The sequence below is a fragment of the Pseudomonas sp. MS646 genome (genome assembly GCF_036693845.1).
Classification (GTDB): domain Bacteria; phylum Pseudomonadota; class Gammaproteobacteria; order Pseudomonadales; family Pseudomonadaceae; genus Aquipseudomonas; species Aquipseudomonas chlororaphis_E.
In genome coordinates this window covers 3829636-3853211 of sequence record NZ_CP144763.1, presented here as the reverse complement: position 1 = coordinate 3853211, position 23576 = coordinate 3829636, and the positions used below count along the sequence as shown (strand labels likewise).

The following is a 23576-nucleotide window of genomic DNA, read 5'->3' as shown; positions in this document are numbered from 1 at the left end:
CGGATCAGGATCGTGGATCGAACGCATCGCGCAGGGCCTCCCCAATGAACACCAGCAGCGAAAGGATCAGCGCCAGGGTGAAGAACGCCGTCAGCCCCAGCCACGGTGCTTGCAGGTTTTGCTTGCCCTGGCCAATCAGCTCGCCCAGCGAAGCGCTGCCGGCTGGCATGCCGAAGCCGAGGAAATCCAGGGCGGTGAGGGTGGAAATCGCGCCGGTGAGAATGAAGGGCAGATAGCTAAGGGTGGCATTCATCGCGTTGGGCAGGATGTGCCGCACGATCACCTTGCGATCGGACAGGCCCAGGGCCCGGGCGGCTTTCACGTATTCGAGATTGCGCCCGCGCAGGAATTCGGCCCGCACCACGTCTACCAGGGCCAGCCAGGAAAACAGCGCCATGATCCCCAGCAACCACCAGAAATTCGGCTCGACGAAACCGGACAGGATGATCAACAGGTAAAGCACCGGCAGCCCGGACCAGACTTCCAATAGGCGTTGCCCCAGCAGGTCGACCCAGCCGCCGTAGTAGCCCTGCAATGCACCGGCGGCGATGCCGATCAGCGCGCTGATGGCGGTCAATGCCAGGGCGAACAGGATCGACACCCGGGCGCCGAAGATCACCCGGGCCAACACGTCCCGGGACTGATCATCGGTGCCCAGCCAGTTCACCGAGGTGGGTGGGCTCGGCGCCGGTTGGGTGAGGTCGTAGTTGGGGGTGTCGTCGCTGAACGGGATCGGCGGGAACAGCAGCCAGCCGCCGTCCTTGTGGATCAGGTTCTGCACGTAGCTGCTGCGGTAGTCGGCCTGGAACGGCAGCTGCCCGCCGAACGCCTGCTCGGTGTAGCGCTTGAACACCGGGAAGTACAGCGAACCCTGGTAGCTCACCACCAGCGGCTTGTCGTTGGCGATCAATTCGCCGCCCAAGGTGAGGGTGAACAGGCCAATGAACAGCCACAGCGACCACCAGCCCCGACGGTTTTTCTTGAAACGCTCGAAGCGCCGGCGGCCCAGGGGCGAAAGTCTGAACATCAGGCGTTCCTCGCGGCGAAGTCGATGCGCGGGTCCACCAGGGTGTAGCAGAGGTCGCCGATCAGTTTGATCAGCAGGCCGAACAGCGTGAAGATGAACAGCGAGCCGAACACCACCGGATAATCCCGGGACACCGCCGCTTCGTAGCTCATGCGTCCCAGGCCGTCGAGGGAAAAGATCACCTCAATCAGCAACGACCCGGCAAAGAACACGCTGATGAACGCCTGGGGAATCCCCGAGACCACCAGGAGCATGGCATTGCGGAACACATGCCCGTACAGCACCCGGCGTTCGCTCATGCCCTGGGCACGGGCGGTGACCACGTACTGGCGAGTGATTTCATTGAGGAACGAGTTCTTGGTCAGGATCGTCAGCGTGGCGAAGCCGCCGATCACCAGCGAGCTCACCGGCAGCACCAGGTGCCAGAAGTAGTCGGCGACCTTGCCCAGTGTCGACAGCGACTCGAAGTTATCCGACACCAGCCCGCGCACCGGAAACCAGTTCAGCGATGTGCCGCCGGCGAACATCACGATCAGGAACATCGCGAACAGGAACGCCGGCATGGCATAGCCAATGATGATCGCCGTGCTGCTCCACACATCGAAAGCAGAGCCGTGGCGGACCGCCTTGCGAATGCCCAGGGGGATCGACACCAGGTAGGTGATCAGCGTTGCCCAGAGCCCGAGGGAAATGGTCACCGGCATTTTCTCCAGGATCAGGTCGGTGACCGTGGCGCCGCGGAAAAAACTCTTGCCGAAATCCAGTCGAGCATAACTGCTGAGCATCAGCCACAGGCGTTCATGGGCCGGCTTGTCGAAGCCGTACTGTTTCTCGATGTCCTTGATCAGTTGCGGGTCCAGGCCCCGACTGGCGCGGGAGCTGCCGGTCATGGCGTTGCCCGAGCTGCCGACGCTGGCGCCGCCGATGCCTTGCAGGTGGGCGATGGCTTGCTCCACCGGCCCGCCGGGCGCGGCCTGGATGATGACGAAGTTCACCAGCAGGATGATCACCAGGGTCGGAATGATCAGCAGCAGCCGACGTGCGATGTAGGCCCACATCAATGCCGTCCTCCAGGTGCGCCACGCTTGATGCGCTCGGCGGTCATCTGCTCGTTGGTCAGCGGCGTGGTGCTGATCTCCCACCAGCTTTCGATGGCTTCGTCATTGCTGGCCTGCACCTTCGGAATGCCGAAGCGGTTCCACCACACGGTGGAGCTGCCCGGTGGGTAGTAGTTGGGGATCCAGTAGTAGTTCCACTGCAGCACCCGGTCGAGGGCGTGGGCATGGCGCAGCATGTCGCCCTGGGTGGTGGCCCTGACCAGTCCGTCGATCAGGCTGTCCACCGCCGGGTTCTTCAAGGCCATGTAATTGTTGGCGCCTGGATCGTTGGCCGCCGCCGAGCCGAAGTAGTTGTAGAGTTCAATGCCCGGCGACGTACTGACCGGGTAGCCGGTGACGATCATGTCGTAGTCGCGGCTCATCAGGCGATTGACGTACTGGGATGGGTCGATGCGGCGGATGCTCATGTCGATGCCGATCTGCGCCAGGTTGCGCTTGTACGGCAGCAGCAGGCGGTCCATGCCGTTCTGGGTGTTCAGGAAGGTGAAGCTCAGCGGTTCGCCCTCGGCATTCACCAGGCGATCACCTTCGGGCTTCCAGCCGGCCTGTTCCAGCAGGGCCAGGGCTTGCAGCTGCTTGTCGCGGATCACGCCGCTGCCATCGGTTTTCGGTGCCTCGAACACCTGGTCGAAGACTTCGTCGGGGACTTGCCCGCGCAAGGGTTCGAGGATCGCCCGTTCGGCGGCATCAGGCAGTTGCCGGGCGGCCAGGTCGGTGTTGGAGAAGAAACTTTGCTGACGCACATAGACGTTGCGCATCATCTGGCGGTTGCTCCATTCGAAATCCCAGAGCATCGCCAGGGCCTGGCGAACCCGGCGGTCCTGGAACTGCGGGCGTTGCAGGTTGAAGACAAACCCCTGGGCCGTCTGCGGTGCCTCGGTGGCAAGGTGGGCCTTTTGCAGGCGACCGTCGCGCAGGGCCGGGCTGTCATAGCCGATGGAAAAACCGGTGGCGGAAAATTCCCGGTTGTAGTCGTAAGCGCCGCCGCGCAGCACTTGCCGGGCGACATCGGTGTCGCCGAAATACTCGATGCTGAAATGGTCGAAATTGTACAGTCCGCGGCTGACCGGCAGGTCCTTGCCCCACCAGTCGGCGTTGCGTTCGAACGTGATGCTGCGGCCGGAATCGACCTTGCCCACGCGATACGGGCCACTGCCCAGCGGTGCTTCGTAGCCGCCTCCGCTGGCGAAGTCGCGGCTCTTCCACCAATGTTCGGGCAAGACCGGCAAGGTGGCGATATCCAGGGGCAGGGTGCGGCTTTCATTGTTCTTGAAGTCGAAGCGCACGGTGCGCTCGTCTTCGATGACCACGTCTTTGACGGCGGCGAACTGGGCGCGATAGCGCAGGCTGCCCTGGCTCATCAGCAGCTCGAAACTGTAGCGCACGTCCTGGGCGGTGATCGGCTTGCCATCGGCGAAGCGGGCCTTGGGGTTCAGGTAGAACCGCAGGAACAGGCCGTCGTCCGAACGCTCCATTTTCTCGGCCACCAGGCCATAGACGGTGTAGGGTTCATCCAGCGAACGCTGGGCCAGCGGCGAATACAGCAAGCCGTCGATCTGGCTGACGCCGATGCCTTTGTCGATGTAGGGCAGGACGTGGTCGAACTGGCCGATCTCGACGGCCGAGCGGCGCAAGGTGCCGCCCTTGGGCGCCTGGGGGTTGGCGTAGGCAAAGTGGCCGAAGCCTTCGGAATATTTGGCCGGTTCGCCATAGACGGTCAGCGCGTGTTGCGGTGCGGCAGCCACACCGACGGCGCCTGTCAGCACGGCCACGGCGGTCAACAGCAATGAAGGAAACGCCAGTCGCATTGTCAGCCTTAAAGCCGGGTGATCGATAAGCACGATTTGTACGCGAGCGACGCGCTGATCGCCAGCCCTGTGGCGAGGGAGTTGTGGCCATTGGGCCATCGTAGCGAGGGGGCATGCTCGTGTTGGAGTGCGCTGTCAGCCTCTCAAGCGCAAGCATGCCCCCTCGCCACAGTCTTCATCAGTCCTGGCGGCTGGTAACTTCCAGCAGGTGGTAGCCGAACTGGGTCTTGACCGGACCCTGGACCACATTGAGCGGGGCACTGAATACCACGGTGTCGAATTCCTTGACCATCTGGCCCGGACCGAACGAGCCCAGGTCGCCGCCCTGGCGGCTGGACGGGCACGAGGAGTTGGCCTTGGCGACTTCGGCGAAATCAGCGCCACCTTCGATCTGGGCTTTCAGTTCGTTGCACTTCTCTTCGCTGGAAACCAGGATGTGGCGGGCAGTGGCTTTGGCCATGGGAAAATCTCCTTCGCTGTTTTCAAAGGTGTTGAGCCTACCGGATTCGTCGAGTGGTTGTTGTCAAAATTGCGTCAAAACCTTGGACCTGACGATCAAAGGCCGGCTTTGCGCAGGCGTTCGGCGTGCCGCAGGTAGAGCGCGATCGGGTCGGCGCCGCCGCGTGGCCTGCCCGCCTGGTGGATGACGTCCAGGTGATCCATGGGATAGTCGGAGCGGATGACCTTGCCCAGGTGCGAGCTGAAGCGCCCAACCATGCCGTCGTTCTGCCCGGCCTCGGTGATGAAATACTCGGAAAAGGCCCGGCAGAAGGCATGCAGGGGCGACGTCGCGTCGCGTTCTTCGTGCTGGCCGGCGGGCAGCGTGCCGCTCCACGAGTAGTAGCGCACGCCATTGACCTTTTCCGGGCCGTTGTCGCCCCAATGGCTGGGCAGGCCCTGAGGGTATTTGTCGTTGAAAGCGCCGACGCCCTCGGTGGTCAACGCGCCCAGGCTGGCAATGGCCGCCGAAGGCAGTTGCGCCTGGCCGCCCAGCAACGAAAGGAAGTCGGCAAACAGCGTGGCAATGTGGCTCGCCACGTGCCCCGGCAGTCGCCCCGGCGTGAGCGCCTTGCGCAGGAAGTCGGCCAGTTCGGAGCCTTGGTTAGGGCCGCTGACCGAGGTCACCGACGCCACCCGTTCCGGTTGCAGCGCAGCGGCATAGCGTGCGGCGAGCGCGCCTTGGCAGTGGCCGATCAGGTTGACCTTGGCCGCGCCGGTCCCGTTGAGGATCCGGTCCATCTGGGCCAGCAATTGTTCGCCGCGTGCCTCGTTGGAATGGGTGGCCGACAAGCAGGGGATGAACACCCGGGCGCCGGCAATCCGCAACGCCTGCTTGATGCCGTGGAAAAGTTCGAAGCCGCCGATCCTGTCAAACCCGAACAACCCATGGACCAGCAGGATGGGAAATTGGGTGGTTGCATTCCGTTGCATGTTCGTACCTTTTTCGAAGAGGTTCACGTTGAATTTGCGTCCTCACTCTAATCCAGGCGTTTGTTGGGTGGTGTAGGAAGAACCCGCAGTAAGTTAAGGAAAGCGGATTAAAAAAAGCAGGAAGAGTCGAGCCCGGAGTCAGTGGAGCCGAAGGTGTCCGGATGCTTCCGATAGGCTGCGGTGTTTGCAGCTACAGCCTTGGGCGTAGGAGACGACGCGAGCCGTCGTTTTTGTCTGACTGAGGGGTGGCGCCGATCGGGTTCTAATGGCGGTATCGGGCTGCGTTATCCGGCAACGCTGCCGCTTTCCAAGGACTGGAGCAACTGCATGACCACCACCTACCGATCTTCCCAGCGAGCCCTGCCGGGCTCGTCCGCGAAACTTCCGGCGCCTTGCGTGGCCGCGGCCAAGGGCGGGGTGATCAACCCGGCCTGGCGCAAGGTTGTCATCACCCTGAAGGCCTATCCACTGATGGCGTGCGGGGACGAGGTGTTGCTGTGCTGGCACGGCCTCAATGGCGACGCCGAGCCCTATCGACATGAAGTGCGAGGGTTCGTGACCGAACGGCATGTTGGCCGCGGCCTCGTGTTCGTCGTGCGCGAGCCGCACATTGCCGAACTGGACGGCGGTTCGCTGGAAATCTTCTACCAGGTGACGGGGCGGCAGTTGCCGGCCGCCTGGGTCTCGGAGCCGCTGCAACTGGAGATCGGCGACGCCTCACCGCAGCTATTGGCGGCCGTCGCCAGCGATGCCGTGGGAGGCGCCCTGGACCCCGGCCGCGTGCCGGAAGGCACCCGCGTGAGTATTCGGCCCTATTCCCGAATGGCCGTCGGCGACCGGTTGATCCTGATCGCCAGCCGGGACGACCAGCCACTCTGGCGGGACGTGCTGGAGATTGAGGCCCACGCCATTGGCCGGGAAGTCTCGTTCTGGCTGGACCCTTCGCAATTCGCGACCCATGTCGGTCATGACCTGGCGTTGGCCTATGTGGTCAGGCGCGGCCATTCGGTGCGTCGGGCCGAGGCGTTGTCACTGCACATCGGTCCGTTGGTGCGCCCGGCGCTGGCGTTGCCGCGAATCCAGGCATTGCAGGATGGATGGTTGGACATCGACGATTACCCGGATGGCCTCACCGTCGCTATCTATGGTGCCGGGCTCGAAGCGGGTGAGTTGGTGTGGCTGCAATGCAATGGGCATTACGCGCATGTCGAAGAGCGGGAAATCATCGAAGCCACGGCGGGCCAACCGGTGACCTTCGTCGTTCCGGCGGCGTTCTGGCAGGACCAGCGGGGTCGATCGGTGCAGGTGTTCTATCAGATCGAACGGCTGGATGACGTCAGCCAGCGTTCGGGGGACCTGACGGTCCAGGTTGGTTCCCCGGTATAGGCGCCGAGGATTGTCCTGGCCGAGAAATCTAGGGGGCTTGTCGAAGACGCTTGTCGTGGTGAGGGAGCTTGCTCCCTCACCACTGCTGTAGAAAGCGTTCGCGGGATTTCAGACGGCTGATTGCAGTTTGCGATGAGCCTCGCGCAGCAGTCGCTCGGTGGCGTCCCAGCCCAGGCAGCCATCGGTGACCGAGACGCCGTAGCGCATCGCCGGGCCTAGCGGTTGGCAACCTTCGAACAGATGGCTCTCCAGCATCATGCCGATGAGCGCGCGGTTTCCTTGCAGCCGTTGTTCCAGCACATCGTTGAACACCTGCGGCTGGCGCAACGGGTCCTTGCCGCTGTTGGCATGGCTGCAATCGACCATGATCCGGGCGGGAATCTTCAAGCGGGTCAGGTCGCCGTGTATCTGCGCGACGCTGTCGCGGTCGTAGTTGGGGCCACGATGGCCGCCGCGCAGCACCAGGTGGGTGTCGGGGTTGCCCTGAGTCTGGATGATTGCCGGATGGCCCTGGCTGTCGACGCCGAAATGCCGATGGGCATGGGCTGCGGAGCGCATGGCATCGCAGGCAATCCCAACGCCGCCGTCCGTGCCGTTCTTGAAGCCGACCGGCATGCCCAGGCCGCTGGCCATCTCGCGGTGGATCTGCGACTCGGTGGTGCGTGCGCCGATGGCGACCCAACTGAGCAGGTCGTCGAAGTAGCTGGCGGCCATGGGCTGCAAAAGTTCGGTGGCGACCGGCAGACCAAGTTGCAGCATTTCGCGCATCAGCTCCCGGGAAAGGGTCAGGCCGGCGGCCATGTCGTCGCTGCCATCCAGGCCGGGATCGTAGGCCAGGCCTTTCCAACCCACGGTAGTGCGGGGCTTTTCCACGTAGGCGCGCATCACCAGCAGCATGCTGTCGCTTACCTCATGGGCCACGCGTGCCAGGTTGGCGGCGTATTCGAGGGCTGATTTCGGGTCGTGGAGGGAGCAGGGGCCGACGATGACCAGCAAGCGGCGGTCATGGCCGTCTAGGATGGCGCGGATGGCGCGGCGGTGGGCGTCGACTTGTTGGCTCAGCGCATGGGTGAGCGGCAACTGGTGCTTGAGCTGCAACGAGCTGGGCAGACGCAGGGTCAGGGCTTCATTGGCAGGGTTGAGCGTGGACAGCGGCAAAGCGGAAACGGACGAATTCATGATCTGGCTTCCTGGGCGGGCAGCGGGTTCTTTTCCCGCGCCGGCCCTACTGGGGTGTTCGACAGTTGGCCGTACTGGCCTTGAGTGTTTGCATGCCACCGATAGGTGACCGATCGGAGGCGGCAGGCTGTCCCGAGCGGAGGTTGGTAAATCGCCAGGCGCAAAAGTCGTAACGGTAATAAGTGGCGTAGTTCATGGCTCAATCCTCAAGGTGTCTGGTGATGCGAATGTGTGTGGAGCTGAAAAAACAAAACCCCCGGTCGGGAGGCCGACCGGGGGTTTGGAAAACTCTGGAAGGCGACCCGTTTGAAGTGGGCGCCGGTGGGGTATCAGGCGCGCCAGTGGCTAAACCAATACCCAAAATAAAAGCTGGCCGGAGCCTGGACGCCATTCGCCCATGCAGCCGCAACCGAGCGCGATGCGCGGGTGGCCTGAAGGGGTGAAGGGGCGTTGAACATGGTCGGTCTCCGTTTCAATGGTCCCGAGCTTACTAGAGGGCGGTGCGCCGGTTCAATCAGAAAATGCTATGGGCGCGATGCAATCGTCCCTCCTGGCTTGAGTCCGGTGGGGTTTATGACAAACTTCGGGTTTGACGGGCTTGCCGGTGGCAGGGTTTTGACGAGGTGCTCATGAGTTTCCAATGGCGCGCGGCGACGGCCGGGGACATCGGCTTTGCCCGGCGGCTGACCTGCATCAACATGCTTGGCTATTACCTGAAACATGATTTGCTCTGGCAGGACGACGCCTTCGACCTGGCCTGGATTATCCGCCAGAACTGGATCATCCAGCGCGACGGCCAGGACGTGGGGTTTGTCAGCCTCAGCCGGGATGCGCGGGCCTTGTATATTCGTGAGTTACAGATTGGCGAGGCCTTTCGCGGCCAGGGCGCCGGGGCCTGGGCGATCAAGCAGGCCTGGGACCTGGTGGGCCAGGAGCGACGTCCGGCGCTGCGCCTGACGGTGTTCAAGGACAATCCGGCCAGGGCGCTGTACGAACGCATGGGGCTGCGGGTCGTCGGCGAGGATGAGTGTTTCCTGAGGATGGAGCGAGAAGTCGGCGCTTGACGCTTCGGCTCGTCTGTCTATAAGACTTGTTGTAATTTTTATATGCCCCTTTGCGCTAGGTCTGCCGGATGCTTTTTGCTAAGGTGTGGATCAACCCAAATAAGACCAAATCGTGAGGTGTCTGCTTGATTAGGGTGTTAGTGGTCGATGACCATGATCTCGTCCGTACGGGCATTACACGAATGCTGGCTGATATCGACGGTCTGCAGGTGGTTGGCCAGGCTGAATCCGGGGAAGAGTCCCTGATCAAGGCGCGTGAACTCAAGCCTGACGTGGTGCTGATGGACGTCAAGATGCCCGGCATCGGCGGTCTTGAGGCCACGCGCAAGCTGTTGCGCAGCCACCCGGACATCAAGGTGGTCGCGGTGACCGTCTGCGAGGAAGACCCGTTCCCCACCCGTTTGTTGCAGGCGGGCGCGGCGGGGTACCTCACCAAGGGCGCCGGGTTGAACGAGATGGTCCAGGCCATTCGTCTGGTTTTTGCCGGGCAACGCTACATCAGCCCGCAGATCGCCCAGCAGTTGGCGATCAAGTCATTCCAGCCGACCAACGATTCGCCCTTCGATGCGCTGTCCGAGCGGGAAATCCAGATAGCCCTGATGATTGTCGGTTGCCAGAAGGTGCAGATCATCTCCGACAAGCTGTGCCTGTCGCCCAAGACCGTCAACACCTACCGTTACCGGATCTTCGAGAAGCTTTCGATCAGCAGTGATGTCGAGTTGACGCTGCTTGCGGTGCGCCACGGCATGGTCGATGCCAGCGCCTGACAATGACCGAACTGTTTGATCCAAGTGCTTTCCTGTCCACCTGCAGCGGCCGCCCAGGCGTGTATCGCATGTTCGACAGCGAGGCGCGCCTGCTCTACGTCGGCAAGGCCAAGAACCTCAAGAAACGCCTGGCGAGTTACTTTCGCAAAACCGGCCTGGCGCCGAAGACCGCCGCCTTGGTGGGGCGTATCGCGCAAGTCGAAACCACCATCACCGCCAATGAAACCGAAGCGCTGCTGCTTGAACAGACGCTGATCAAGGAATGGCGGCCGCCGTATAACATCCTGCTGCGCGACGATAAATCCTACCCGTACGTGTTCCTGTCCGACGGGGCGTTTCCGCGCCTGAGCATTCATCGTGGGGCGAAGAAGGCCAAAGGCCGCTACTTCGGGCCTTACCCCAGCGCCGGGGCGATTCGGGAAAGCCTGAGCCTTTTGCAGAAGACGTTTTTCGTTCGCCAGTGTGAAGACAGCTACTACAAGAACCGCACCCGACCGTGCCTGCAGTACCAGATCAAGCGCTGCAAGGCGCCCTGCGTCGGGCTGGTCGAGCCCCAGGTCTACGCCGACGACGTGCGTCACTCGGTGATGTTCCTGGAGGGGCGCAGCAACGCGTTGACCGATGAGCTTTCGGCGGCGATGGAAGAGGCGGCGATCAACCTCGAATTCGAGCGGGCCGCCGAGCTGCGCGACCAGATCGGACTGCTGCGCCGGGTACAGGACCAGCAGAGCATGGAAGGCGGCAGCGGCGACGTCGACGTGATCGCCGCGTTCACCAACCCGGGTGGCGCGTGCGTTCACTTGATCAGTGTGCGCGGTGGCCGGGTGCTGGGCAGCAAGAATTTCTTCCCCCAGGTGGGTATCGAGGAAGACGTGGCTGAGGTCATGGCCGCTTTTCTGGGGCAGTACTACGTCAGCAGCCCGGAACGCGACTTGCCTGCCGAATTGATCGTCAACGTGGTCCATGAAGACTTCGCGGCCTTGACCGAAGCCATCCAGACCCTGCGCGGTCGGGAACTGACCATCAGCCACCGCGTTCGCGGCACGCGCGCGCGCTGGCAGCAACTGGCCGTGACCAACGCCGAACAGGCCCTGGGCGCGCGCCTGGCTAACCGCCAGCACGTTGCCGCGCGCTTCGATGCCCTGGCCGAGGTCCTCAACCTGGAAGAGCCGCCGCAGCGGCTGGAGTGCTATGACATCAGCCATTCCAGCGGCGAAGCGACCGTGGCGTCCTGCGTGGTGTTCGGGCCGGAAGGCCCGATCAAATCCGATTATCGTCGCTACAACATCGAAGGCGTAACGCCGGGCGATGACTATGCGGCAATGCATCAGGCATTGATGCGGCGCTTCGGCAAGTTGAAGGACGGGGAGGGCAAGCTGCCGGACATCCTGTTGGTGGACGGTGGCAAGGGCCAGTTATCCATGGCCCGCGACGTGCTCAATGAATTGATGGTTCCCGACCTGATCCTGCTGGGTGTTGCCAAGGGCGCGACGCGCAAGGCCGGTTTCGAGACCTTGTACCTGAACGATGCGGCCCATGAATTCACCTTGAAAGGCGATTCACCGGCCTTGCACCTGATTCAGCAGATCCGTGACGAAGCCCACCGTTTCGCCATTACCGGTCACCGCGCACGCCGTGGCAAGACCCGCCGTACCTCGACGCTGGAAGGCGTGGCGGGGGTCGGCCCGACACGGCGTCGCGACCTGTTGAAACATTTTGGTGGATTGCAGGAGCTGTCTCGTGCAAGCATCGAAGAGATAGCCAAAGCACCCGGTATCAGTAAAAAGCTCGCTGAGTCGATTTATGCAAACCTGCACAGCGAGTAGAATGCCCGTCAACCTCGCAGCCAGTTGTGCCGATGAATATCCCAAATCTGATTACCGTTCTCCGTGTCCTGCTGATCCCGATCTTCATATTGCTGTTCTATCTGCCGTATCACTGGAGCTACGCGGCCTCGGCCTCGGTCTTCGCCTTCGCCGCCGCAACGGACTGGCTTGACGGCTACCTGGCGCGACGCCTGGAGCAGAGCACGCCTTTCGGTGCTTTCCTCGATCCGGTGGCCGACAAGCTGATGGTCGCCGTGGCCCTGGTGCTGCTGGTGCAGGAACACGGCAACCTCTGGCTGACCTTGCCGGCGGCGGTGATCATCGGTCGTGAAATCGTCGTCTCGGCACTTCGCGAATGGATGGCCGAACTGGGCGCCCGCGCCCAAGTGGCCGTGTCGAACCTGGGCAAATGGAAAACCGCCGCGCAGATGCTGGCGCTGGTGATCCTGCTGGCCAACCCGTCGGACTTCAGTTTCTGGGTGCTGTTGGGCTACGCGCTGTTGCTGGTTTCGGCGGGGCTTACACTGTGGTCGATGGTCCAATACCTGCGCGCCGCCTGGCCGCATCTGCGGACCGACGTAGACCCCAAATAAACTTTTTTGAATCAAAGGGTTGACGGCGTAATCTGAATCTATAGAATGCGCCACACCAAGACGCGGGAATAGCTCAGTTGGTAGAGCACGACCTTGCCAAGGTCGGGGTCGCGAGTTCGAGTCTCGTTTCCCGCTCCAAGTATTAAAAAATGGATCTCTGAAAAGAGGTCCATTTTTTTCGTCCAAAGAAAAGTCTCCCTTTGACTTTTGCCGCGCCGTCCCGTGAAAACACTATCGGCGTATGAAGCGCAATGCTGGGCGCCTGACAAAACCTCCAGGAACAGAAGTGGCCAAAGCTGCCCACCTGTAGCGGGAAGTTCACAAAGATGCACTTCGGCGTTGCGTGCTACGTTTCGTAGCGTGGTGTTACGGCATACCGAATACCATAAGACATCACGATATTTCTGATATCGCTCTATCCCGCCGCTTTCCGAGCCTTCCGATATTATGGCGTGCATATTACTTGTCTGATGGGACTTACCCCAAGAGTCTACGTCATGGTCAGTTTCGCATTTCGACCCGGCATAACGTGCATCAGCCTACTTGGCTGGGCAACGTTAGTCCCGTGCGGAGCCATGAAGAACTTTCTACGTCGTTCGGTTGCGCCTTCCCATGTGACTCTGAAGCGTCTTCCCTCCTGCGTTGCCGCCAAGCAAAACGGCTTTTGGCAAATAGTCAGATAGTCCTTCCTAGAGAATATTTCTCGTACTTTCCGTAGCCCGCGATTGCGGTGCCTGCGCCTGGTTATTCATAGCTATCAGCGAGCCTTGCGGCTATCGCCTGGTGCTCTGCAATTGGAAGAAACCTGATGACCCAAGACACGGCTTTGCTCGTGATCGACCTTCAGAAAGAAGACGGCTTCCCTCTGGAGCGGTTCGATCAAGTAATCAAAAACGCAACAGCGCTGGTTGATCGCGCTCGAAAAAACAACATCCCTTTGTTCTACACCCGTCATGTCAACGATGCCCAAGGTTTCGGCTTGGCGTTGGGCGAGCCCGTAGATGCCGAGGGCAAACCGACAAGCTATCGCGCTGGCACATCTGCCATAGAGATCATCGATGTGTTAGCCCCACAAACCGGTGACGTTGTCATTGATAAGCAACGCTACAGTGCTTTCCACGGTACTCGGCTGACTCCGATGCTGAAGGAGCGCGGCATCAAACATCTCGTGGTGATGGGCGTGCTGACTGACGTCTGTGTGATGAGTAGCCTGTTCGATGCCTATCAGAACGACTTCCACTTGAGCCTCGTGGCCGACGCTTGTACGGCGACAACTTCCGCAGCCCATTAATCGGCCTTGTTTATTCTCTCCAACTGGCTTTACGGACTGGACATGCTTTCTACCGAACAGCTGTTGCGGCGCTGGAGGGGCGAGCCAGCACCTTCACTTCGTACGATGGAACCAGACCACCTTGCCTTCCAGCCGGAAGAGTTTATGCAAGCCATTGCGCGCCTGGAAAGCTGCCTCGTTGCCAAGACTGAGCGGAGAGCATGATGAACGTAGAAAAAAGAAGCATCGATTTCATCCCGGAAACCGAACGTCACGGCGAACCCCGTTCTCTGTTCTTCGTGTGGTTTGGGGCGAACGCCAACATCACCACGATTGCGGCCGGTGTGCTGCCGGTCAGCCTGGGACTGAATCTGTTCTGGAGCGCTTTATCGATCCTGCTTGGTTCCTTGATCGGGGCGGTATTCATGGCTTCGCATTCTGCCCAGGGGCCGAGGTTGGGCATCCCGCAGATGATTCAGAGTCGTGCGCAGTTTGGGGTATTTGGAGCCATTGTTCCGCTGTTGTTCGTCATGCTCATTTACTTGGGTTTTTTTGTGAGTAATACCTTGTTGGCAGCCCAAGCGGTCGCCGCCTCAAGCCCCCTCAGCAGTGAGGCGAACATTGTGCTGCTTGGTTTACTCTGCTTTCTGGTAGCGCTGTTTGGCTACACGCTCATCCACCGCCTGCAAAAAGTGCTGTCGTTGGTTTCGGTTGTTTTTTTCGGGATCGCGACCCTGCTCGCCCTTGCACTGCCAGTCGACGCGGACCAATGGACGGCGCAGGGCTTCAATTTGGCGAGCTTCCTCGCCTCGGTGAGCATTGCGGTGACTTGGCAACTGTCCTACGCCCCTTATGTGGCCGACTATTCTCGCTATTTACCTACCTATACTTCTGCACGCCAGGTCTTTTGGTACAGCTACACGGGCACGGTTATTGGTGGAAGCTGGATGATGCTGCTGGGTGCGGTATTGACCAAGGGCGTCACAGGTTTCTCAGATAACGTTGGCCTCCATTTGCTCGGTGTTCTGGGGGGGAGCACCTTGCTGGCCGTGGCCTTCGTGCTCTATGGTCAGATCGCCATCAACGTGTTCAACCTCTATGGAGCCTTCATGTCGACGGTTACCGTTATCGAGCCTTTTGCTGCGCTCAAGGTCACTCCGAAGGTGCGCGCCAGCTTTATGCTCGTTATCTGTGCTGTTGCAACGGCGTTATGCACCATGGCTCAAGATGACTTCATTCAATTTTTCCTGAATTTCATCTTTTTCATGAGCTATTTTTTAATCCCTTGGACGGCAATCAACCTGGTCGACTACTACGCGCTACGCAAAGGCGTATACAAGATTGCGGATATCTTTGACCCGTCGGGGATTTACGGTCGGGTGAACGGGATTGCTATCTGCGTGTTCCTCGCGACCATCGTGTTGGAAATTCCATTCATGAATACTTCCCTCTACGTCGGCCCTATTGCCTCCGCACTGCAGGGTATCGATCTGGCGTGGCTTGTTGGTCTGCTGTTCCCGGCATGCGCTTACTACGGATTAATGAGTCGGCGCAGTATTGGGGTGATCAAACCAACCCATTGACGCCCATCGCCCGGTTGCGCAGTGACACCGTGCAGCTCAACCCCTCGCAGCGTGACGGAACATCCACGTCATGCCCGTCACGCAATGCGACCACCGAGGACTTCAGCCACCCAGTCGGCAATGTAGTGACCCGCATTGATACTGTTGTCGAAGCTCGAATGCTGCACGCCACCCTCGCGTTCGGTGAAAATTTTCAGTTCGCGCTTGGGACTGTTGACCAACTGCTCATAGGTGCGGTGTGCCCACTTCAAGGGAATCTGTGAATCCTTTTCACCGTGGGTGACCAGGAAAGGCACCTTGATGCGATCCAGGATGCCGTCCAGATGAACATCTTCGGCGATGGTCATGAATTCGTCGGTGTCCTTGGCGCCCCATACCCATGAGACGTGCGACCAGTAATGCGGAACCGGGAAGCTGCCTTCCTTTTCCAAGCGGCGTTTCTGCACGTCGCGCCAGTCATGGTTGGCTCCCCACACGACACCGCACGCGAAACGCGGCTCGAAGGCTACCGCGCGCGGGCAGTAGTAGCCCCCAAGCGACACACCTTCCAGACCAATGCGTTTGACGTCGACGTCGTCGCGGGTTTCCAACCAATCCACCACGCGACTGGCCCAATGTTCGCTGTCAAAACGCGCAGTCAGGTTATGTAGCCGGAGCGCTTCGCCTGTCCCGGGCTGGTCGATGATCAGCGACGACACGCCACGTTTGGCCAGCCAGGCGGGCAGGCCGACGCGGTATTTCATTTCTTTGGTGGAGTCGAGTCCATTGACCTGCACCAGAATCGGCGCCGGGCCGCTGACACCTTCGGCACGCACCAGCAGGCCGGAAATATGTTTGCCTTCGTAAGGGATTTCCACGCGCTCGCAGTTTTCTCGTGCCAGTTCGATACTGCGCTGGAACGTCTGCAGAAAGCGCTGGTACAGCTCCGTGCGGCCTGGGGCGCCATGGGCCTGCAGGCGTTCGCAGCTCAGGTAATACGTTGCGGCGCGGTTATATTTTTCACCGGCGGACAGCATCCGCCCCTTGCCTTCGTCTTCTTCCGCCAGGCTGCACAGCTTGTCGGCCATGTTTGCCCAGGTTTCACGGAAGGCCTTGCTACCGGCGGCGTCCGGTTGTTTGGCGGCCTCTTGCAGTGGCGCGCACATCTCTTCGATTTCGCCGATACGGGCGCCCATTTCAATGGCCAAGTCGACTGAAAGATTCCACACGTAATTGGTCGGGAAGTAGCGAAACATGATTGTTATTGTCCTTGTGCAAGCAAAGGCTGGCGGCCAGGTTCTGAACGGGAATCGCTAGACCTGACGGTTCGAAGCAGGCTAAGGGCAGTCCCATAGTTTGGCTAATCGCAAGTCGGGATGGGAGGTATTGCGAATGGAGATAGAGTCGACTACTGCTCCAGCTCATTGATGATCTGACTGATTTTTGCCCGCAGCCAGCGGTGCATCGGATCCCCCTCCATGGTCCGGTGCCAGAGCATGAACTCACGCATCACCGGGATTTTCACCGGGGGTTGCACGATGCGCAGCGGCAGGTAATTGGCGTATAGCCTGGCCATGCGCTGGAGCATGGTGGCGACGCGTTGGGTGCCGACGATCAACTGCGGCAGGGTGTTAAAGTCGTGGGTCACAACTTCCATGCGGCGCGTAAAACCATACTGGCCCATCAGCCATTCTTCGACGCTCAGTTGCCGGTTGCGCCCAAAAATCACCGAGACATGGCCCATCTCGATGTACTGATCGAGGCTGATGCTATCGCCAACCAACGTGTTGCCATCCCACACCACGCAAACGTGCTCTTCCTCAAACAGCAGTTGCGAGGGGTGACCTTCAATGAGGTAGTGCTCAGGCACGATCATCATGTCGGCCTCACCGCGCATCAGCATCTCGGTGGACGTGTCGCCGGGGCCCAGCAGTTCGAAGGTGATGTGCGGCGCTTCCAGGGAGATTTTCTGGATCACCCGGGCAAACAGGACGCTGATCAGATAGTCCGACGTGATCAGGCGAAAATGGCGCTTGCTGGTGGCGGGGTCGAACACCGGTTTGGCGGTGATCGAGGACTGGATCGTCAGCAGCACCTGGCGCACCGGCGCCGCCAGTTCACGGGCATAAGGCGTGGGCTGCATCTTGCGTCCGACCTGCGCCAGCAGCTCATCTTCGAAGTAGAGGCGCAGCCTGCCCAGTACACCGCTGGTGGCGGATTGGGTCATATGCAGGCGTTCGGCGGCGCGGGTGATGTTCTGCTCTTCCAGTAACACATCCAGCGCCACCAGGAGGTTGAGGTCCAAGTGGTTAAAACGCATGGCGGTCTCGATTTTTGTATTTATTTTGTAAATACCTTCCGACCTTCCCATCGCGGCGTCAAGAGGCGTGAATGGGCGAATCGGGCGGTCCGTGTTCGATTTTCAAGCCCTTTGCGCTTCGCGGCCAGGTATCGCATTTGCCGATAGGTCGCATTCTGACAAGCGATTAGTCAGTGAGTTTTTAGCCCTTCACTATCAGCCCACAGTCGGTTGGCCGTGGCGCTTTATCGGCTCCAAGACCCGCCTCGGCAGCGTACCGCCGGGCACTGCTCCCATAGCGGGACGCCAGGCCTGCGCTGAATAATGACAATGGAGTGGTAACTCAATGAGCATCATTGGCCTAGACGCGCTTATTTTTGGTGTCGACGACATTCAAGCCTGTACCGATTGCCTGCGTGACTACGGCCTGCTTCCTGTCGATGTCGACAGCGAGGGGGGCCGTTTTGAAGCGCTGGACGGCACTGCCGTGATTATCCGCCGGGCAGACGATGCCAGCCTGCCGGCGGCCATCGGGCCGGCGCCTTCGATACGTGAAACGGTGTATGGCGTGGCCAGCGAGGCTGATCTTGAGGCCATCGCTGATGAGCTGGGGCGCGATCGCCCGGTGACCCGCGGTGCCGATGGCTCCGTGCACAGTGTGGACGATATGGGCTTTGCCCTTGCTTTCCAGGTCAGCGTGCGGCGTGCGTACAGCGCGCCAGCCGATCTGACCAATGCGCCGGGCCATGCGCCTCAACGCCCGGTCAACCAACCTGGCATCAATCCCGACATGCAGGCGCTGCCACGGACCCTGTCCCACGTGGTGTATTTCGTGCCGAATGCAGCTAAGGCCGAGGCTTTTTACAAACGCTTGGGTTTCGTCACCACCGACACCTTTGTCGGCGCCGGCCCGTTTATGCGGCCGGCCGGTTCCGATGACCATCACTGCCTGTTCATGATCCAGACGCCGCCGCACATGAAAGGCTGCGAGCACTTCACCTTCCACATGGGCAGCGGTACGGAAGTGCTGCTGGCCGGGCGGCGCTTCGAGCAGCAGGGCTGGACCAGTTTCTGGGGGCCGGGCCGCCACCTCTTCGGTTCCAACTGGTTCTGGTACTTCAACAGTCCGCTGGGCTGTCACATCGAATACGACGCCGACATGGACAAGCACGATGACGCCTGGCAAGCGCGCCAGGCACCGTTGTCGGCGGATAACTCGCAACTGTTCCTGTTCACGTCCCGGGAAAAATGGTTCCCGAGCGGCCCGCCGCCCAAGCAGGGCTGAATGCGGAGGTCGTCCATGAGCCACGACGCGATGGTTCTCTGTCGCCTGGATGAGTTGCTCGAAGGGCAGGCTCGCGGGTTCGACCCTCTGGAGTCGGGCAAGGACAGCGTATTTGCCCTGCGCCATGACGACCAGGTGCGGGTGTATCGCAACAGTTGCCCGCACTTGGCGGTGCGCCTGGAGTACCGCAAGGATCGTTTCCTCAGCGCCGATGGCCGCCAGATCGTCTGTTACGCCCATGGTGCGCGGTTTCTTCCCGGCACAGGCCTGTGCGTCTACGGGCCGTGCCTGGGGGAACGCCTGAGTGCGCTGAAATGGCGTGCCGAGGCCGATTGGCTGGTGCTCGAAGCGGGTCAGCTGGGGGCCGATGCATCGTGATTAACGTATCGCGGTTGCTGATACATCGTATCCCTACATGCGATTAGTCAAACGCCTGCTTTGCCGAGAAAGTGAACACAACGCGTTAGCGAGTGCGTGCAAACACAGCCGGTGGTGAAGCCTGGGGTTGCCCCGGCAGAACGCTGGCGTGAATAACAAGAATAAGAGTGAGACAAGCATGAACGCAGACGGATTCTCGACGTCACGGCTGCGCCCATCTGAGGCGCCGACAAACCTGAAACTCACTCTCCCATAGATGCTTCATGCCTGTGCAGGCTTGGCCCGGTTCGACTGCGGGCGCCGTTTCACCAGAAGAGCTGACATACAACAACAATAAGAGGGTTACTTCGATGGCTACTCGCAAGTTCGCTGCGTCGCGGCGCGTCCCCTTCACCCTGACCCTTGCGGCAAGCCTGGGGCTTGGCGCTTCGGCAGCCCAGGCGTTTCAGATCGACACCGGCAATCCCGATCTCAGCTTGCGCTGGGACAACACGCTCAAGTACAGCGCGGCCTGGCGCCTGAAGGCGCCCAGCAGCAAACTCAGCGAGGGGCAAACGGCCCTGAACCAGAATGACGGTGATCACAACTTCGGCAAGGGGTTGATCTCCAATCGCCTGGATATTCTTTCCGAGCTGGACATCGGTTTTCACAACTTCGGTGCCCGTGTGAGCGGTGCCGCCTGGTATGACACCGTCTACCAGGAACGCAACGACAATCACGACGCGGCCAGTGCCAACCAGCGCTCGGTGGGCTTCGATGAATTCACCAGCGATACCCGTCAACTGCACGGTGGTGATAGTGAACTGCTGGATGCCTTTGTCTACTGGAACGGTGAACTGGCCGACCGTGCCTTGTCGGTACGTGCGGGGCGCCACGGTCTGATCTGGGGCGAGAGCCTATTCTTCGGCGGCAACGGCATTGCCGGTGCTATGGCACCGGTGGACGTGGTCAAGGCGCAATCGGTGCCCAACACGCAATTCAAGGAAATCACCCGGCCGGTCAACCAACTGTCTACCGCCTACCAACTGACCGACGATGTGTCGTTGGGCGCCTTCTATCAGTTGGAGTGGGAAGCCACCCGCTTGCCGGGCGCCGGCAGCTATTTCTCCACCAGCGATACCATCGGTGATGGCAATGAAAGGCTGATCACCGGAGCGCCGTTCCCGGATTTCCTGGGCGGTAATGCCAACAGCCCGGCTGCGTTTTTCCATGGCAAAGACAAGAAAGCCAGGAACTCCGGCCAGGGCGGCCTGCAGCTCAAGTACAACACCGGGACGACGGATTACGGCCTGTACGCGCTGCAGTATCACGAAAAAACGCCCACGTTGTACTTGAAGCCGAATGCCACCGGGCCGAACTTCAGTACCGGGCAAATCGGCGAATATTCCTGGGTCTACCCGGAAGACATCCGGGTTCTGGGCGCCAGTTTCGCCACCTCCGTGGACGAGTACAGCTTTGCCGGCGAGGCATCGATGCGCTGGAACATGCCGCTGGTCTCCAACGCCCAGACCGTCCTGGCGGGTGTCGACGCGGACAACAACGATGACGCTCTGTACGCCGTCGGCCGAACGGCTCACGTCAACCTCAACGTCCTGGCATCGCTGGGGCCTTCCTTCGTCGCCAATGAAGCCAGCCTGACAGCGGAGGTGGCCTGGAACCGCCTATTGGCCGTGACCCGCAATCGCGCAGCCCTGGACCCCAACGCCACCGATGACGGCCTGGGCTTGAAGCTGGTGTACACGCCAACCTACCGCCAGTTCTTCCCAGGCATTGATATCAGCCTGCCGGTGGGCATCAGCTATTTCCCCATGGGCAAGTCGGCGGTGATCAGCGGGTTCGGCGCCGACAGAGGAGGGGACATGAACATCGGCGTCTCCGCCACCTACCTGGACCAAGTGACCGTGGGGCTGACCTACACCCACTTCTACGGTCCCGAGGACACCAGCCTCAACGCCGCCAACCAATTCAATTACAAGCAGTCGTTGAAGGACCGGGACTACCTGGCTTTCTCCGTCAAGACCACGTTCTAAGAGGATTTGCGCATGACCATTCAGTTCACTCTAAAGGCCTTGTGCTTAACCCTGCTGGTCGCCGCCGCGCCGATGGCCTTGGCCGCCAGCGCCGAACAAGCGGCCGCGCTGGGCAAGACCCTGACGCCCTTCGGTGCCGAGAAAGCCGGCAATTCCGACGGCAGCATTCCGGCCTGGGACGGTGGCTACACCAAGGTCGATCCGGCTTATGTTCCGGGCGGCAAGCGCGGCGATCCGTTTGCCGCAGACAAACCCTTGTTCAGCATCACCGCCCAGAACCTGGCCAAGTACGCCGACAAGCTCAGCGACGGCACCAAGGAGCTGTTCAAGCGCTTTCCGGACACCTATCGCATCGACGTGTATCCGACCCGGCGCACGGCGGCCGCGCCGCAGTGGGTTTATGACAACACGCTGAAGAATGCGACCCGCGCCAAGCTGGTCAATAGCAGCGCCGGCCTGATCCCGGATGGCGCCTATGGCGGGATCCCGTTTCCGATTCCACAAAACGGTACCGAAGCCATCTGGAACCATGTGCTGAACTGGCGCGGCACTTCGGTGGCGGGGCATTTTCGCCACTATCTGATGACGGCCGACGGCAACCAGGTGATGACCAGCGACGGCCTGTTGACCCAGGAAATGCCCTACTACTTCCAGGAGGGCGGCCCTGAAAACTACTCGGGCGACTACTGGCAGGTGCACTTTGTCAATCTCGGCCCGGCGATTCGTGCCGGCGAGCAAATCCTGGGGCGCGAGAACATCAACGGTGACAAATCCCAGGCCCATGTCTACCTGAGCGGCCAACGCCGGGTACGCACGCTGCCCAACGCTTGCTGCGACACGCCGACGCCGTCCACCGCTGGGGTCATGTCCTTCGATGAGTTGAGTGTGTGGGGGGGGCGTACAGACCGGTTCGACTGGAAGCTGGTGGGCAAGCAGGAGATGTATGTCCCCTACAACACCAACAAGGTGCAAAACGCTGCCCAGCCGCAGGACCTGCTGGGCAAGCACCATCTGAACCCCGATTACGTGCGCTGGGAATTGCACCGCGTCTGGGTGCTTGAATCGACGGTGGCCGCCGGCAAGCGTCACCAGCTGCCCAAGGGCCGTTACTACCTCGATGAAGACACCTGGCAAGCGCTGCTCGGCGATCGTTGGGATGCCAGCGGCCAACTGGCCAAAACCCTCTGGTCGCTGCCGTCGGTATTGCCCGACCTGCCGGGGCTGGTGCAGCTCTCTTCAGGTTTTTATGACCTGACGTCCGGTGCGTGGTTTATCCAGAACCTCTATGCAGGGTTGCCGGAGCAGTACCGCGCGGTGGATCGCTACAAGGCCTCGGAGTTCTCGCCGGCAGCGATGGCGGGGCGCGGCGTGCGTTAGACCTGAGCCGAGCGTGAAGGGCAGGCCGGTCGCCTGCCTTTGGGATACGAGTGTTTGTCCGAGGTAGGTTATGAACAGAATCAATCAGGCGAGCGCGTTGCTCCTGGCCCTGTATTTGCCCTTCGCCACGAGCGAGTGCCTGGCCGGGTCGGCTGCGGTGGGCGTGCCGCTCAATACCCCGGCCATGCGGGTACCGGTTGCACAAAACGGCGTGTTGATCGACCTGGCGCGTGCCGGCACACGTCTGGTGGCCGTGGGCGAGCGCGGCCTGGTGCTGTTCTCCGACGACAACGGGCAAAGCTGGCAACAGGCTGGGGTACCGGTTTCGGTCAGCCTGACGGCGGTGCGCTTCGTGGATGCGCAAAAGGGCTGGGCAGTCGGTCACGCGGGCGTGGTGCTGGCGACGCTGGATGGCGGCGAGCACTGGACGCTGCAGCTCGACGGCGCGCGCGTGGCACAGCTGGAGCTGGACTCCGCCAAGGCGGAGCAAGCCACGGCTGCCGACCCGGATGCCGCCCTGGCGCGGGTACAAAATGCCGAGCGTCTGGTGGCCGATGGTCCGGACAAACCCTTTCTGGCATTGGATTTCGTCGACGCGCACCGTGGGCTCATCGTCGGCGCCTACGGTGTGGCGCTGCAGACCACCGATGGCGGTGCTACCTGGCACTCGCTGATGGGGCATATCGCCAACCCGAACGGGATGCACTTGTACGCGATCAGTCACCAGGGCACCCGCTGGTTCCTGGCTGGCGAGCAAGGTTACCTGGCCCGTTCGGACGATGACGCCGTGTCGTTCAGTCAGTTGGACAGCCCTTACGAAGGCAGCTATTTCACGCTGCAACGTCGTGACGATGGCGCGCTGGTGGTTGCCGGGCTGAAGGGCAATGCCTTTGTCTCCCGCGACGCCGGCGTCAGTTTCCAGCGTCTGTCGGTGCCCGTACCGATCTCCTTCAACGATGCCACCCGTTTGGCCGACGGCCAGCTGTTGCTGGTCAATCAGGGCGGCATGCTGTTTCGCCACAGCGAGCAGACCGGCGCGGCGATGCTGCCGTTGGGAGCGCCCTTGGGCAAACCTGTTTCAAGTGTGATCGAGGCCGCCGATGGCAGCCTGATCGTTGCCGGTTTCACCGGGCTGCAGCGTCTTGCGCGGCCAGCCACTGCCGCTTCGGAGTGAGG

Annotated in this window: 20 protein-coding genes and 1 tRNA gene; 13 read left to right on the top strand and 8 right to left on the bottom strand. The window is 61.0% G+C overall.

From position 1 onward, the window contains the following. Positions 1-4: 4 nt before the first annotated feature. The 5 genes from V3H56_RS16830 to V3H56_RS16810 all read right to left on the bottom strand — a co-directional run bounded on the left by V3H56_RS16830 (position 5) and on the right by V3H56_RS16810 (position 5384). A complete protein-coding gene (locus tag V3H56_RS16830; RefSeq protein WP_042731338.1) occupies positions 5-1027 on the bottom strand; it encodes an ABC transporter permease in 1023 nt (340 codons plus the stop codon). After that, entirely contained in the window at positions 1027-2085 is a 1059-nt protein-coding gene (locus V3H56_RS16825) for a microcin C ABC transporter permease YejB (RefSeq protein ID WP_338473640.1), read from the bottom strand. The genes V3H56_RS16830 and V3H56_RS16825 overlap by 1 nt, the downstream gene beginning before the upstream one ends. Continuing rightward, the gene (locus V3H56_RS16820) at positions 2085-3953 is read right to left on the bottom strand and encodes an extracellular solute-binding protein (RefSeq protein WP_338473639.1); all 1869 of its coding nucleotides are present in this window, start codon (positions 3951-3953) and stop codon (positions 2085-2087) included. The genes V3H56_RS16825 and V3H56_RS16820 overlap by 1 nt, the downstream gene beginning before the upstream one ends. A 178-nt stretch (positions 3954-4131) precedes the next feature. Beyond that, entirely contained in the window at positions 4132-4413 is a 282-nt protein-coding gene (locus tag V3H56_RS16815; protein WP_042731335.1) for a peptidylprolyl isomerase, read from the bottom strand. A 95-nt stretch (positions 4414-4508) separates the two neighbouring features. Next, entirely contained in the window at positions 4509-5384 is an 876-nt protein-coding gene (locus tag V3H56_RS16810) for a triacylglycerol lipase (RefSeq protein WP_338473638.1), read from the bottom strand. 327 nt (positions 5385-5711) lie between these two features. On the opposite strand from V3H56_RS16810, the gene V3H56_RS16805 reads away from it, so the two are divergent. Continuing rightward, on the top strand, positions 5712-6770 hold the full coding sequence (locus V3H56_RS16805) for a hypothetical protein (protein WP_338473637.1): 1059 nt from the start codon (positions 5712-5714) through the stop codon (positions 6768-6770). 108 nt (positions 6771-6878) lie between these two features. Here V3H56_RS16805 and V3H56_RS16800 read toward each other — a convergent pair whose 3' ends face one another. Beyond that, the gene (locus V3H56_RS16800) at positions 6879-7949 is read right to left on the bottom strand and encodes a 3-deoxy-7-phosphoheptulonate synthase (RefSeq protein WP_338473636.1); all 1071 of its coding nucleotides are present in this window, start codon (positions 7947-7949) and stop codon (positions 6879-6881) included. A gap of 629 nt (positions 7950-8578) precedes the next feature. On the opposite strand from V3H56_RS16800, the gene V3H56_RS16795 reads away from it, so the two are divergent. From V3H56_RS16795 to V3H56_RS16765, 7 genes are all read left to right on the top strand, one after another. After that, complete coding sequence (locus tag V3H56_RS16795; protein ID WP_042731332.1) at positions 8579-9013, top strand: GNAT family N-acetyltransferase; 435 nt, start codon at positions 8579-8581, stop codon at positions 9011-9013. Between the two features lie 125 nt (positions 9014-9138). After that, the gene (gene uvrY / locus V3H56_RS16790; protein ID WP_003200277.1) at positions 9139-9780 is read left to right on the top strand and encodes a UvrY/SirA/GacA family response regulator transcription factor; all 642 of its coding nucleotides are present in this window, start codon (positions 9139-9141) and stop codon (positions 9778-9780) included. Positions 9781-9782: 2 nt separating this feature from the next. Next, positions 9783-11606 carry an excinuclease ABC subunit UvrC gene (uvrC, locus tag V3H56_RS16785; protein WP_123579857.1) on the top strand — a complete coding sequence of 608 codons (1824 nt, stop codon included), beginning with the start codon at positions 9783-9785 and terminating at the stop codon, positions 11604-11606. Positions 11607-11638: 32 nt separating this feature from the next. Further along, the gene (gene pgsA, locus V3H56_RS16780; RefSeq protein ID WP_042727903.1) at positions 11639-12199 is read left to right on the top strand and encodes a CDP-diacylglycerol--glycerol-3-phosphate 3-phosphatidyltransferase; all 561 of its coding nucleotides are present in this window, start codon (positions 11639-11641) and stop codon (positions 12197-12199) included. 62 nt (positions 12200-12261) lie between these two features. After that, a tRNA-Gly gene (locus V3H56_RS16775) sits at positions 12262-12337 on the top strand. Between the two features lie 670 nt (positions 12338-13007). Beyond that, positions 13008-13490: an isochorismatase family cysteine hydrolase gene (locus tag V3H56_RS16770; RefSeq protein ID WP_317617126.1), complete on the top strand. Its 483-nt coding sequence runs from the start codon at positions 13008-13010 to the stop codon at positions 13488-13490. Positions 13491-13693: 203 nt separating this feature from the next. Continuing rightward, positions 13694-15052 (top strand): cytosine permease, encoded by a 1359-nt coding sequence (locus V3H56_RS16765; protein WP_042727907.1) that lies wholly within the window; start codon positions 13694-13696, stop codon positions 15050-15052. 77 nt (positions 15053-15129) lie between these two features. On the opposite strand, the gene V3H56_RS16760 is transcribed toward V3H56_RS16765, so the two are convergent. After that, positions 15130-16287 (bottom strand): prolyl oligopeptidase family serine peptidase, encoded by a 1158-nt coding sequence (locus V3H56_RS16760; protein ID WP_042727902.1) that lies wholly within the window; start codon positions 16285-16287, stop codon positions 15130-15132. A gap of 152 nt (positions 16288-16439) precedes the next feature. Then, a complete protein-coding gene (locus tag V3H56_RS16755; RefSeq protein WP_003173128.1) occupies positions 16440-17351 on the bottom strand; it encodes a LysR family transcriptional regulator in 912 nt (303 codons plus the stop codon). Between the two features lie 325 nt (positions 17352-17676). Between V3H56_RS16755 and V3H56_RS16750 the strand changes: the two genes are divergently transcribed. The 5 genes from V3H56_RS16750 (at position 17677) to V3H56_RS16730 (ending at position 23574) form a co-directional block, all read left to right on the top strand. Further along, on the top strand, positions 17677-18615 hold the full coding sequence (locus tag V3H56_RS16750) for a VOC family protein (protein ID WP_042727901.1): 939 nt from the start codon (positions 17677-17679) through the stop codon (positions 18613-18615). A gap of 15 nt (positions 18616-18630) precedes the next feature. After that, the gene (locus tag V3H56_RS16745; RefSeq protein WP_042727900.1) at positions 18631-18993 is read left to right on the top strand and encodes a Rieske 2Fe-2S domain-containing protein; all 363 of its coding nucleotides are present in this window, start codon (positions 18631-18633) and stop codon (positions 18991-18993) included. Between the two features lie 350 nt (positions 18994-19343). Beyond that, complete coding sequence (locus tag V3H56_RS16740; protein ID WP_042727899.1) at positions 19344-21023, top strand: DUF1302 domain-containing protein; 1680 nt, start codon at positions 19344-19346, stop codon at positions 21021-21023. Between the two features lie 12 nt (positions 21024-21035). Then, entirely contained in the window at positions 21036-22400 is a 1365-nt protein-coding gene (locus V3H56_RS16735; protein ID WP_042727898.1) for a DUF1329 domain-containing protein, read from the top strand. Between the two features lie 70 nt (positions 22401-22470). Continuing rightward, positions 22471-23574, top strand: coding sequence for a YCF48-related protein (locus V3H56_RS16730; protein ID WP_042727897.1), 1104 nt, complete (start codon positions 22471-22473; stop codon positions 23572-23574). Positions 23575-23576: the final 2 nt, after the last annotated feature.

Excerpts from the sequence above, each read along its gene's own strand:
- V3H56_RS16830 (WP_042731338.1), bottom strand. The coding sequence starts at position 1,027 with ATGTTCAGACTTTCGCCCCTGGGCCGCCGGCGCTTCGAGCGTTTCAAG.
- V3H56_RS16825 (WP_338473640.1), bottom strand. The coding sequence starts at position 2,085 with ATGTGGGCCTACATCGCACGTCGGCTGCTGCTGATCATTCCGACCCTG.
- V3H56_RS16820 (WP_338473639.1), bottom strand. The coding sequence starts at position 3,953 with ATGCGACTGGCGTTTCCTTCATTGCTGTTGACCGCCGTGGCCGTGCTG.
- V3H56_RS16815 (WP_042731335.1), bottom strand. The coding sequence starts at position 4,413 with ATGGCCAAAGCCACTGCCCGCCACATCCTGGTTTCCAGCGAAGAGAAG.
- V3H56_RS16810 (WP_338473638.1), bottom strand. The coding sequence starts at position 5,384 with ATGCAACGGAATGCAACCACCCAATTTCCCATCCTGCTGGTCCATGGG.
- V3H56_RS16805 (WP_338473637.1), top strand. The coding sequence starts at position 5,712 with ATGACCACCACCTACCGATCTTCCCAGCGAGCCCTGCCGGGCTCGTCC.
- V3H56_RS16800 (WP_338473636.1), bottom strand. The coding sequence starts at position 7,949 with ATGAATTCGTCCGTTTCCGCTTTGCCGCTGTCCACGCTCAACCCTGCC.
- V3H56_RS16795 (WP_042731332.1), top strand. The coding sequence starts at position 8,579 with ATGAGTTTCCAATGGCGCGCGGCGACGGCCGGGGACATCGGCTTTGCC.
- uvrC (WP_123579857.1), top strand. The coding sequence starts at position 9,783 with ATGACCGAACTGTTTGATCCAAGTGCTTTCCTGTCCACCTGCAGCGGC.
- pgsA (WP_042727903.1), top strand. The coding sequence starts at position 11,639 with ATGAATATCCCAAATCTGATTACCGTTCTCCGTGTCCTGCTGATCCCG.
- V3H56_RS16770 (WP_317617126.1), top strand. The coding sequence starts at position 13,008 with ATGACCCAAGACACGGCTTTGCTCGTGATCGACCTTCAGAAAGAAGAC.
- V3H56_RS16765 (WP_042727907.1), top strand. The coding sequence starts at position 13,694 with ATGAACGTAGAAAAAAGAAGCATCGATTTCATCCCGGAAACCGAACGT.
- V3H56_RS16760 (WP_042727902.1), bottom strand. The coding sequence starts at position 16,287 with ATGTTTCGCTACTTCCCGACCAATTACGTGTGGAATCTTTCAGTCGAC.
- V3H56_RS16755 (WP_003173128.1), bottom strand. The coding sequence starts at position 17,351 with ATGCGTTTTAACCACTTGGACCTCAACCTCCTGGTGGCGCTGGATGTG.
- V3H56_RS16750 (WP_042727901.1), top strand. The coding sequence starts at position 17,677 with ATGAGCATCATTGGCCTAGACGCGCTTATTTTTGGTGTCGACGACATT.
- V3H56_RS16745 (WP_042727900.1), top strand. The coding sequence starts at position 18,631 with ATGAGCCACGACGCGATGGTTCTCTGTCGCCTGGATGAGTTGCTCGAA.
- V3H56_RS16740 (WP_042727899.1), top strand. The coding sequence starts at position 19,344 with ATGGCTACTCGCAAGTTCGCTGCGTCGCGGCGCGTCCCCTTCACCCTG.
- V3H56_RS16735 (WP_042727898.1), top strand. The coding sequence starts at position 21,036 with ATGACCATTCAGTTCACTCTAAAGGCCTTGTGCTTAACCCTGCTGGTC.
- V3H56_RS16730 (WP_042727897.1), top strand. The coding sequence starts at position 22,471 with ATGAACAGAATCAATCAGGCGAGCGCGTTGCTCCTGGCCCTGTATTTG.